Here is a 10106-nt window from a genome sequence, read left to right on the forward strand (position 1 = left end):
ACAAATACTTTTTTCAAATCATATGCTGTTTTGCTATAATCAAACATGTAGGAAAGCCCCTTTCTATGTGGTTTATGTGTTTTTTTTTCGATATCTTAACAATACCATAAATTTGGGGGCTTTTCTCGTGTTTTTACAAATCTGTGGACAAATTTCTCAAATCTCCTGATAACTTCTCATTTTCAGCTTCTTTTTGTGGATAATTTTATTAAAAGAAAAAAATGGGGTATGTCCATTTTAATAATTTACATTGACATACTACCCTTTTATATATATAATAAAATTATCAATTGAATATAAAATCATACGACTGGCGGAAGTGGAATTAACCACAGGGAGTATGATTTTTAAAAATTGCCGACCGCCTGGGCACAACAATTGTTTTGTTCAGGGGTGGGCAATTTTTATTTCTCCCCCTTAGCCCCTCCTGGACTACCAAAATAATTGTTTAGGAGGGATTTCTATGTCTTTAGACGCATGGAAAGGCTTCCGCGCAGGAGCGTGGCAGCAGAATATTGATGTTTCTAATTTTATTCAACTCAATTATACTCCCTATGATGGGGACGAATCTTTTTTGACTTGCCCTACCGAAAGGACAAAAAAATTATGGGATAAGTGTTTAATGCTGATGGAACTTGAAAGCAAAAAAGGTGGAGTATTGGATATCGATACTCAAAAAGTAACTTCCATTACTTCCCATGGGCCCGGGTATATACAAAACGATTTAGAATTAATTGTCGGACTTCAAACAGAGTCCCCCTTAAAGAGGGCCATTAACCCCTTTGGTGGCATACGTATGGTCAAGCAAGCCTGCGAAGCATACGGATATACCCTTTCACCCGATATTGAAAATACTTTTACACGGTATAGAACAACACATAATGATGGTGTTTTTAGTGCTTATACCGACGAAATGAAAAAAGCCAGGAAGTCAGGAATTATAACCGGTCTTCCCGATGCTTATGGAAGAGGAAGAATTATCGGTGACTACCGTAGAGTAGCCTTATATGGTGTAGACAAGCTAATTGAACAAAAGGTATTGGACTTGAAAATGCTTTCAAACAGTCCTGCAAACGAAGAGATTATACGGCTAAGGGAAGAAGTAAGCCTGCAAATTTCCTCTCTCAAGGAATTAAAAGAAATGGCTGCAACTTACGGATATGATATTTCGTTACCTGCCTCCAACGCAAAGGAAGCTATCCAGTGGACTTATTTTGCATATCTTGGTGCTGTTAAGGAACAAAATGGTGCCGCTATGTCTTTAGGAAGAATCAACACTTTTTTTGATATTTTTATTGAACGAGACCTTTTGGAAGGTATTTTAACCGAAGAACAGGCACAGGAGCTTATTGACCAGTTTGTTATTAAACTGAGAATGGTAAGGCATTTACGAACTCCTGAATATAATGAACTATTCGCAGGCGATCCTGTTTGGATTACAGAGGCTATTGGGGGAATAGGGGCTGATGGCAGGCATCTTGTTACTAAAACCGCTTATCGTATTCTTCACACTTTATACAACCTGGGCCCCTCCCCGGAACCTAACCTTACAGTGTTATGGTCTGCAGCTTTACCGTCAAACTTTAAAAAATATTGTGCAAAAGTTTCTATGGACACCAGCTCCATACAATACGAAAACGATGATTTGATGCAGCCTGTATTTGGTGATGATTATGGTATTGCATGCTGCGTCTCAGCTACAAGGCTGGGAAAAGAAATGCAATTCTTCGGTGCCCGGTGTAACTTGGCAAAACTTTTATTAATGGCATTGAACGGTGGAAAAGATGAATTAACAGGATTACAGGTTGGTCCGGAAGGTGAAATTTATCCACAGGATTATCTCGATTATGACAAAATTATCAACATTTTTCACAAATATCAAAAATGGTTAACAAGATTATACGTAAACACCATGAACACTATTCACTATATGCATGATAAATATGCCTATGAAAAGCTTCAGATGGCATTGATTGATACCCCGGTTAACCGGAATATGGCATTTGGTATTGCCGGATTGTCAGTTGTCGCTGATTCATTGAGTGCAATTAAATATGCAAAAGTAAAAGCAATAAGAAATGCAAAAGGTCTCATTACCGATTTTGAAATAGAAGGAGATTTTCCGAAATATGGAAATAATGATGATAGGGTGGATAATATAGCAGTTGAACTGGTGAAAAATTTCATTCTGGATTTGCAGGAATATCCGACTTATAGAAATGCAAAACATACATTATCCATCCTTACCATCACATCGAATGTAGTATATGGTAAAAAGACAGGGTCCACACCCGATGGCAGAAAAAAAGGCGAACCCTTTGCACCCGGTGCTAATCCTTTACACGGTAGAGATCAAAAAGGGCTTCTCGCAGTTCTCAACTCCTGCAGCAAGCTTCCCTATGAATACTGCCGGGATGGAATTTCTGTAACCATCACAATCGTACCAAAAGCCCTGGGGAACACATTAGATGTAAGGGTAAATAATTTATGCGCTATCCTTGATGGATATTTTTCAAAAGATGCACATCATCTTAATGTCAACATTATAGATAAAGAAATTCTTCTGGATGCCATGAATAATCCAGGAAAATACCCTCAACTCACAGTACGGGTATCAGGTTATGCGGTTCATTTTAATAAACTGAACAGGTATCAGCAAGAAGAAGTAATTATGAGGACATTTTACGATAGGGTTTAACTAATAAAATTCGATTTAATTCCTTTGCCAAAAGGAATATTTTTTTGCCTTCTCTTTTATTTATTTCCCTAAGGCATACACTAGTCGTTATCTTATAAATCCACGTGAACAAAGGCGCATTGTTCCACCCGCAGAGTTTCTAAGTATAGAACTTCCAAGGCTTGTGCATCTTTGTCCACTGTTTTTTGCGCAAGCTATTTCCTTAATAATAAAAAATGGAGGTTAGAAGATTATTTCACTTCTTCCCCCACCTTTTAATGGACCTTTAATATCCCATATATCCGCCGTACGGACTGTATCCATATCCAGGTCCGTAATAACCGTAACCATACCCTGGATAACCGTAAGTTCCTCTTCTCCTTAATAATTCTCTAATGAGCAGGATGGCTATTAATGCCCTAAGCAATCCTCTCGGTCCAAAAAACTGTTCTGTTTCACTTTCTGATTGTATACCATAATCTCTCATCATATCCGGATGACTCATTCTGAGCTCTTCAACTATCTCATCTGTCATTTGTTCTACCATTTCATAGCTTGGATATGGCTGCATCATTGGATTGTAAGGTGTATCCATCATTTCACATTTTCTTCGAACCATGGGGTGAATAACATAATATATATCTGGATATCTCATTGGTTCATAATCCATCATACCTGGATAATACTGCTGAATATAATTTTGATAATAACCATAATTCATATTATATAAACCTCCTTTCTATTTTTAAAAGTCGTGTATATACCCCATTATCATTATATGGACTTATGTCAATATGGTGACATTTTTTAATTAGAGATACAGATTAAAAATATTGTCCTATTAAAGAAAGATAAAAAAAGAGATTTATGCAATAGTAAATACATAAACCTCTTTCTTATTTTAAATTTTTTTATCTATATCTGTATCTTTATCTCTTACTAATGTACCACTTCTTTTCCAATAGAATGTTCAAAATTAAATTGGGCTTCGACATGGGGACGGTTCCTCAGTCGCATGAAAAGCACATTCGACAGACAAACCGTCCCCAAGTCGCATCCCTTCTTCCTGCTAAACCGGACTTTTTTTGTGGTTTCGGTTTTACTCCCCACTCCCCACTGTCCACTCCCCACTATTTTCATACTAACCCCTATGATCCGCTTCAACAGGTCACAAATACTAATGAAAATAGCATAAAACCTGAAGCTCGCAGTTTTCTTCGAGCTCCAAGCTCCGAACACCGGGCTATTTTCATATATTTATTACGTTAAGGAACACATACTTCTATGTTAACATTATGTTAACTATATTCCTAGAGGAAATAGGTGGAGGAAAAAGCAAGGATATTGATGTTTAGTCAAATAGCATTTGGAGCAGCAGGTTCTGTGATTTCCTGCACCTGAGGCTTCTCAGGTGACCCTTGAGGCTGCTGACTTTGTTCTGGTGTTTTTGGTTGTTGGTTTTGCTCAGGTTTTTGATTATTTTGATCGTTTGTCTTTGGTTCGGTCGCTTGCACTACCTTTTTGGTACCTCTCGCTTCTATCTGTTCAAGAGGTCTGTAGGTACTCCTTGAAATCAGCTTTTTACTGATTACTTTTCCATCTTGCTTTATAATCTTATAGGTATCTACTACAAATCCGTTGCTACCTTTTTGCTGTATAACGGTTTTGCCTTCTTCCAAATTTGGATCATCTACATATTTTACTGTAAATGGTATGGTTTGTACGATTATATTTTCTATACTTACTGATTTTCCTATTACCTCATTTGTTCCCCAGATTTCAAATGTAACCTGCCCCCCTTTTAACTTGGATACCAGCTTTATAGGCCATGCGGTATTATTTCTAAATTTAAAATCCAATAACCCATATGCTACGGCTGCATCCTGCCCAATAGGAACATATGCAACCGTCATAGAATGGTTTACCCTATTAATTACTTCAAGGTCGGAAAAAAGTACAGCATTATATAGTGTTGAGGAAACCTGGCATATTCCTCCTCCAATACCATCTATAATCTTTCCTCCCACATAGACTTTAGCATTTTGGTATCCTAATTCCGGTGTTCTTTCTCCAACCACCTCATTATACGAAAAAACATCTCCGGGCCCTAGTACAATACCATTAATTTCATTAGCTGCCAGTAATATGTTATGGCTCCTTTCAACATAATTTACATTGAAAGAAGTTGTATACTGGGACAGTCTATCTCTAAAAAGCTTTAATTCAAGCTCTTCTTTCACTATTTCAGGCTGAACTACTGTAAGAGGAATAAAAAACTCTTCCCCCTCTGACTGATGGCTATCAATTATTTTCTTTGCCTCTTCTTTATTGAAACGTCTTCCTGTAATATGAGGAACAATATTAATACGGTAATCTTTGACTTGATAATAGGCATTTGCAGGCTCTACACATATTTGTCTATAAAGTTCATCTACGTCTATATCTTTCGGCTTGATTATCTCTGCAATTAACTGAATGCTGTCGGAATCCCCAGACATAATAGTTTCTAATACCGTATCTGCAGCCTGAGATAAATTAATTTTCTCACCATGAGTTCCATTTATTATCTTTAATCTATCTTTTTCCACCTTTGTTTCATATTCTTTGACAGGTATGTCTACCTGATCAGCTAATTCCTTAATCTTGCTTTTTATCTTTTCCATATCTGCTTGAATCTCTAGAGGTATAATAACATTATTTTTCTTAATGCTGGAGATAGTAAATAACCTCTTAATCGGGTTACCTACTCTTCCTACATTAAATGCCTGGGATATTGCTTCATCTATGTCATATGCGGCATCTATTTCTTTGCAACTGAACTGCTTGACCTTTCCCTTGCTTGTAATTGTGATTGTTTTGCTTTCCAGAGCTGACTGATATTTTTCTATAAGCTTGGCTGCTATAGATTCCCGTGTTTCCCCTCCCACATATACATCATTAATATATACCCCTGCATAAACATTAGGATAGGCGAGAATATTATATGCACCAAATCCTATCAAAGTAGAAGTAATTATAAAAATAATAAAAAAGTATATTAGTCCGTATTTAATAATCCGTGAGTTAATATGTCGGCTATCTTGCTGCTGTAACTGTCGGCTTTGCATTTGACCGTCCATAGCCTTCCTCCTTCTAATAATGGACATATTAATATTGTACTGCTAAATCTCCCTATAATTCAACAAGTTTTTAAAATTGCAAAAATTTTATTATATTTTATATATTTATTAGACTTCAAAATAAGGAAAAAAGTTTCAAAGTCCGTTTTTAGTATATAGGAGATTATGCTGAATTTACAAAACACAAATTCCTATTCCTATATATAAGTCTTTTGCCAAAAGACTTTATTACAATTATATTAAATAAATATTTTAGCAATTCCTCTTTATTAATATTCTTCATCCCATCAATTTTTGCCTTTCATCATCATGCATATAGAATTATTAAATATAATACAGATATTTATATATTTTATATATTGATAAGATATACAGAAAATGTTAAAATATTGACGAAACTACTTTTAATACTTTTTTCATACTATACCTCCTTATTATATATGTAAATAAGGAGCTTTTTTGTGCAAAAATACTTTTAAACTTATAGATTCAGATAGGAAACAGTAGTCTTTTATTTATATAGTTAGTCACATAAACTGTAGAATGAATCCAGTAGTTTGAGCCCTGAATCTACACCAATCCTTCCATTCTGTTTGAAATTTTTCCAATACATTGACTATTTCCAGCAGCTGCTCTTTATCTACTTCTTTATATTCACTTATTTCATCTTCCAACGCGTCTTCTAGTATTTTTCCTCCTGTTTCCTTTAACCAGAAAATATATGAATAGAAATTTAACTTTTCATTACAGTAAATAATATTAAATTTTATTACCCCTAAAAATTTCTTAATTTCAAATTGGAGCCCCAGCTCTTCTTTTACTTCTCTATAAAGTGCATCAATAATATCTTCACCATGGTTAATACCACCAGTAGGAATTCTATATATGCCTTCAGGATAAAAGAGTGTTCTTATAACCACAACTTTACCATTTTTCCTTTCAACTGCAAAAGCAACTTCTCCTCTCCTGTCCTTTTCGATATTATGCTTAAATTCCTCAAAAAGTTTTTTATTTGTGAGGTTTAAAATTACTTCTTTTTCTATCCCATCTTTTCCATATTTGCTTTTTAATATTTCAAATTCTAGCCGGTTAAATGTATTTTTCAAAGTTTCATCTCCCTTTATAGCAATTATACTACTAACTATAAAATTATATTTTATTTATACCATTGGCGCAATATTTTTAATCTTAAAGTTTAAAAAGGACAGCCTGCTAACTAACTATAAACAGTAAGTTGTAAGACTGTCCTTTTTATAAACAACTTTTTCATCTCCCTGTGGATAACTTTAAGTTTTCCACAAACAACTTATTACTTTCAAATGTTCAATAATACCGCATTTATTAACAGTAATCAAATTTTTTGTAAACTTTATAAACAGTACCTGTGGATATGTTATGAGTTTTTCCACAACTTAATTCACATTTTTAAATCCAATTTCATATCCCCATATTTTATCCAATTTATTTTTCTAAGAATTTCAGAAAAAATTAAGGATAAAATAGCTGGAAAAATAAAATGCATAAGTGCAATTTTCACAAACACATCAGGACTTGAACCCATTGCCTCATTACTTAATGTTGTAATCTGCCCCACTAGTCCTGACGTTCCCATTCCAGCGCCTGCAAAAACATTTTTCATACCAAATACTGTAGTAGCTATTGGCCCCAGAATAATACTGGTTAACACAGGAGGAATCCATATTCTTGGGTTCTTGATAGTATTTGGTACTTGAAGCATTGACGTACCCAATCCCTGTGCAATTAATCCTCCCAACCCATTTTCTCTAAAGCTTGCTACTGCAAAACCTATCATATGGGAACAACAACCCACAGTAGCTGCACCTGCCGCCAGCCCGCTTAATTTTAGTGAGATTGCTAACGCTGCACTACTGATTGGCAGCGTTAATATAATACCCATTGTTGCTGATACTAAAATTCCCATAATAATCGGTTCCTGTGTTGTAGCAAAATTTATAAAATTCCCGATTTGTGTCATTAATGTTGCCATAAACGGACCTATAAATAATCCTGCTAGACCACCGGTTACAATTGTTGTCGAAGGAACTAAAACAATATCTACTTTTGTTTCCCCTGCTATCAATTTACCAAATTCTGCACCTACCACCGCTGCAACAAAGGCACTAACCGGTTCACCGGGCAGGGTAAACAATGGCGGGTTACCGCTTATCAGATATAAAGCTTGTGCTCCAATTGCACCGGTTATAATTGAAGAATACGATACCAGATTAGGAGCTTTTAATCCAACAGCAACTGCTACCCCTATTGCCGGCCCCATCATTACCTTTGCCACTTTTGCAAGGCTGCCCAATACAGGGATATTGAACCCTTTTCCCATTTGCTCCAATATTAAGCCGACAATCAGAGAAGCAAATAGACCTAATGCCATTGACCCTAATGCTTCAATACCATATCTTTTTAAAGAAAACTCTATATTTTTTCTTTTAAAAAAACTCATATTTTTTCTTTCATTTTTATCAATCTCTTTGCTCATTATCTGTCCCCCTGTAATGATAGTTGTCTTGTCATGTATCATAAAAAAATATATCATATCTTTATTATTTTAACAAGTACCCTTTCCCTAAAAGTACATCTTCAATTCGTTTCATCGTAGCTTCATCTTTACACTGAATCGTATGCAGATGAATTCCACCTGTTAAATCGCTTAACGGTTTGATGTCGCTTCTATTAATTTTGTTCATAAATTCATCTACTTCTCTTCTTGAACTTACCATTATATTTCCTGAAATTTGGCCATAAATGCTATGTTCAACGATAACGTCCAATACGGTACCACCTTCATCTACAATTGTGGTAAGCTCATCTCTTATACTACCTTTATCATGCTTGCTGGCGATTGTTTTTCTGAATCTTTGGCTTGTTTCTCCGAGAAGCAGATATCCCTGCGGCGTAGCAATAATTTCGGTACCTCCAGCCCTCAACAATGCAATATCTTGAACAATCACCTGGCGACTTACATCTAACATTAACGCCAGCTCTGAGCCACTTACAGCAGCTTGTCTTTTTGATAATATCTCAATTATTTTTTCCCTTCTTGCTATCGGTTCCATATTCACACCCCTTTATAGTATGCCCTTAAATACTAATATAAACAAAAAAAAATGTAGTTCAACTACATCCTTTTTATAAGCTATTGCCAATTATTTATAGTTAAGTATCTGGTTCAACCTTGTTACACCATAATATACGAACGGAATTGAAGTAGCAAGTTCAAACGCGATTGCTGTCCATATAGATATTACACGCGGCATATGAACGTTAATAACTTCTTCTGCATTTTCCAGATTTAATAACTGCAAAGAATAGTACATTGCATATCCTACAAAAGCAATTGTTAATATCTTATAAATCCATTTTCTAAAGTTCCAAAATGAAACTTTATGCTTTACCTTAACCGGTACAAATACTATAGCACATAATGCAGAAAAAATAAACATTACCCAGGTATAAATAAATGGCCCTTTTGTCAGAGTATCATCAAATGGTTTATATATATAATTAAATGTATCCGCAACGACACCCATTGTAATAAATAACATTACTGAGAGCAATATTGACCTGCCTAATGGTCTATAATGCATGCCGCCTGAAATAATCTTGACGATACCGTATGTAACGGCACAATAAAAAGTTGGCCAAAAAACATCTAATAAATATGCAATACCAAAAATAATTGACATTTTTAGCAATGTACCTAGTATTAACCTGATCCAATAATAATAAAACCTTTTCCACTTATGATTGCTATTAAATTTATCTGCTACAGCCAATGCCCACTTATATGCTATGGAACTTACTAATCTCATATCCTCAACACACACCCATTACTTCAAAATATTTATGTAATTATAATATATCCTTTAACAGCAATTGTCAATAAAAACACAATAGAATAAACATAAATCCACTTTTTAAACAAATTCAAATGTATATTTTTAATAATATTTAACATGCTATACAATTAGTTATTCAGTATACATCATATCTTTTAATATATTAATTGAGGGAAGTAACAAAATAAAAACACACATATATAGGGACATTTCCATTAGGAAATGTCCCCGAATAAAATCCGGCAACGACCTACTTTCCCGGGAGGTCCCCCTCCAAGTATCATCGGCACGATGGAGCTTAACTACCGTGTTCGGAATGGGAACGGGTGTATCCTCCATGTCATTGTCACCGGATAATTCAACTGTGTCTAGTTCACAGTTCACGGTTCACAGGTCACGGTTTGAATTCTTAACCTGCTCTTTTAATTGCCTTAGGTA

8 protein-coding genes, 1 rRNA gene and 1 riboswitch are annotated in these 10106 nt (G+C 35.1%); of the genes, 1 reads left to right on the forward strand and 8 read right to left on the reverse strand.

The features are described 5' to 3' along the window. Positions 1–296 precede the first annotated feature (296 nt). A riboswitch (ZMP/ZTP riboswitch) is annotated at positions 297–378 on the forward strand. Positions 379–463: 85 nt separating this feature from the next. Then, positions 464–2698, forward strand: a complete 2235-nt coding sequence (gene pflB, locus CIB29_RS15730) for a formate C-acetyltransferase (protein WP_094551348.1) — start codon at positions 464–466, stop codon at positions 2696–2698. A 265-nt stretch (positions 2699–2963) separates the two neighbouring features. Here the strand turns inward: pflB and CIB29_RS15735 are convergent, their stop codons facing one another. From CIB29_RS15735 to rrf, 8 genes are all read right to left on the reverse strand, one after another. Further along, complete coding sequence (locus tag CIB29_RS15735; RefSeq protein ID WP_094551350.1) at positions 2964–3398, reverse strand: hypothetical protein; 435 nt, start codon at positions 3396–3398, stop codon at positions 2964–2966. Positions 3399–3616: 218 nt separating this feature from the next. Continuing rightward, positions 3617–3817 (reverse strand): hypothetical protein, encoded by a 201-nt coding sequence (locus tag CIB29_RS15740; protein ID WP_094551352.1) that lies wholly within the window; start codon positions 3815–3817, stop codon positions 3617–3619. A 215-nt stretch (positions 3818–4032) separates the two neighbouring features. Further along, positions 4033–5796, reverse strand: a complete 1764-nt coding sequence (locus tag CIB29_RS15745; protein WP_198543933.1) for a VanW family protein — start codon at positions 5794–5796, stop codon at positions 4033–4035. 527 nt (positions 5797–6323) lie between these two features. Beyond that, a complete protein-coding gene (locus CIB29_RS15750; protein ID WP_157910335.1) occupies positions 6324–6902 on the reverse strand; it encodes an NUDIX hydrolase in 579 nt (192 codons plus the stop codon). Between the two features lie 311 nt (positions 6903–7213). After that, entirely contained in the window at positions 7214–8308 is a 1095-nt protein-coding gene (locus CIB29_RS15755) for a PTS sugar transporter subunit IIC (RefSeq protein ID WP_198543934.1), read from the reverse strand. A 64-nt stretch (positions 8309–8372) separates the two neighbouring features. Then, positions 8373–8885 carry a transcription repressor NadR gene (locus CIB29_RS15760; protein ID WP_094551357.1) on the reverse strand — a complete coding sequence of 171 codons (513 nt, stop codon included), beginning with the start codon at positions 8883–8885 and terminating at the stop codon, positions 8373–8375. A gap of 90 nt (positions 8886–8975) precedes the next feature. Continuing rightward, positions 8976–9641, reverse strand: a complete 666-nt coding sequence (locus tag CIB29_RS15765) for an accessory gene regulator B family protein (protein WP_094551359.1) — start codon at positions 9639–9641, stop codon at positions 8976–8978. A 264-nt stretch (positions 9642–9905) separates the two neighbouring features. Beyond that, positions 9906–10022 (reverse strand): 5S ribosomal RNA (gene rrf, locus CIB29_RS15770). Positions 10023–10106: the final 84 nt, after the last annotated feature.

The sequence above is a fragment of the Petroclostridium xylanilyticum genome, from assembly GCF_002252565.1.
Classification (GTDB): domain Bacteria; phylum Bacillota; class Clostridia; order SK-Y3; family SK-Y3; genus Petroclostridium; species Petroclostridium xylanilyticum.

Bases quoted from the DNA above. Each gene is read 5' to 3' on its own strand.
- pflB (WP_094551348.1), top strand. From the start codon at position 464: ATGTCTTTAGACGCATGGAAAGGCTTCCGCGCAGGAGCGTGGCAGCAG.
- CIB29_RS15735 (WP_094551350.1), bottom strand. From the start codon at position 3,398: ATGAATTATGGTTATTATCAAAATTATATTCAGCAGTATTATCCAGGT.
- CIB29_RS15740 (WP_094551352.1), bottom strand. From the start codon at position 3,817: ATGAAAATAGTGGGGAGTGGACAGTGGGGAGTGGGGAGTAAAACCGAA.
- CIB29_RS15745 (WP_198543933.1), bottom strand. From the start codon at position 5,796: ATGGACGGTCAAATGCAAAGCCGACAGTTACAGCAGCAAGATAGCCGA.
- CIB29_RS15755 (WP_198543934.1), bottom strand. From the start codon at position 8,308: ATGAGCAAAGAGATTGATAAAAATGAAAGAAAAAATATGAGTTTTTTT.
- CIB29_RS15760 (WP_094551357.1), bottom strand. From the start codon at position 8,885: ATGGAACCGATAGCAAGAAGGGAAAAAATAATTGAGATATTATCAAAA.
- CIB29_RS15765 (WP_094551359.1), bottom strand. From the start codon at position 9,641: ATGAGATTAGTAAGTTCCATAGCATATAAGTGGGCATTGGCTGTAGCA.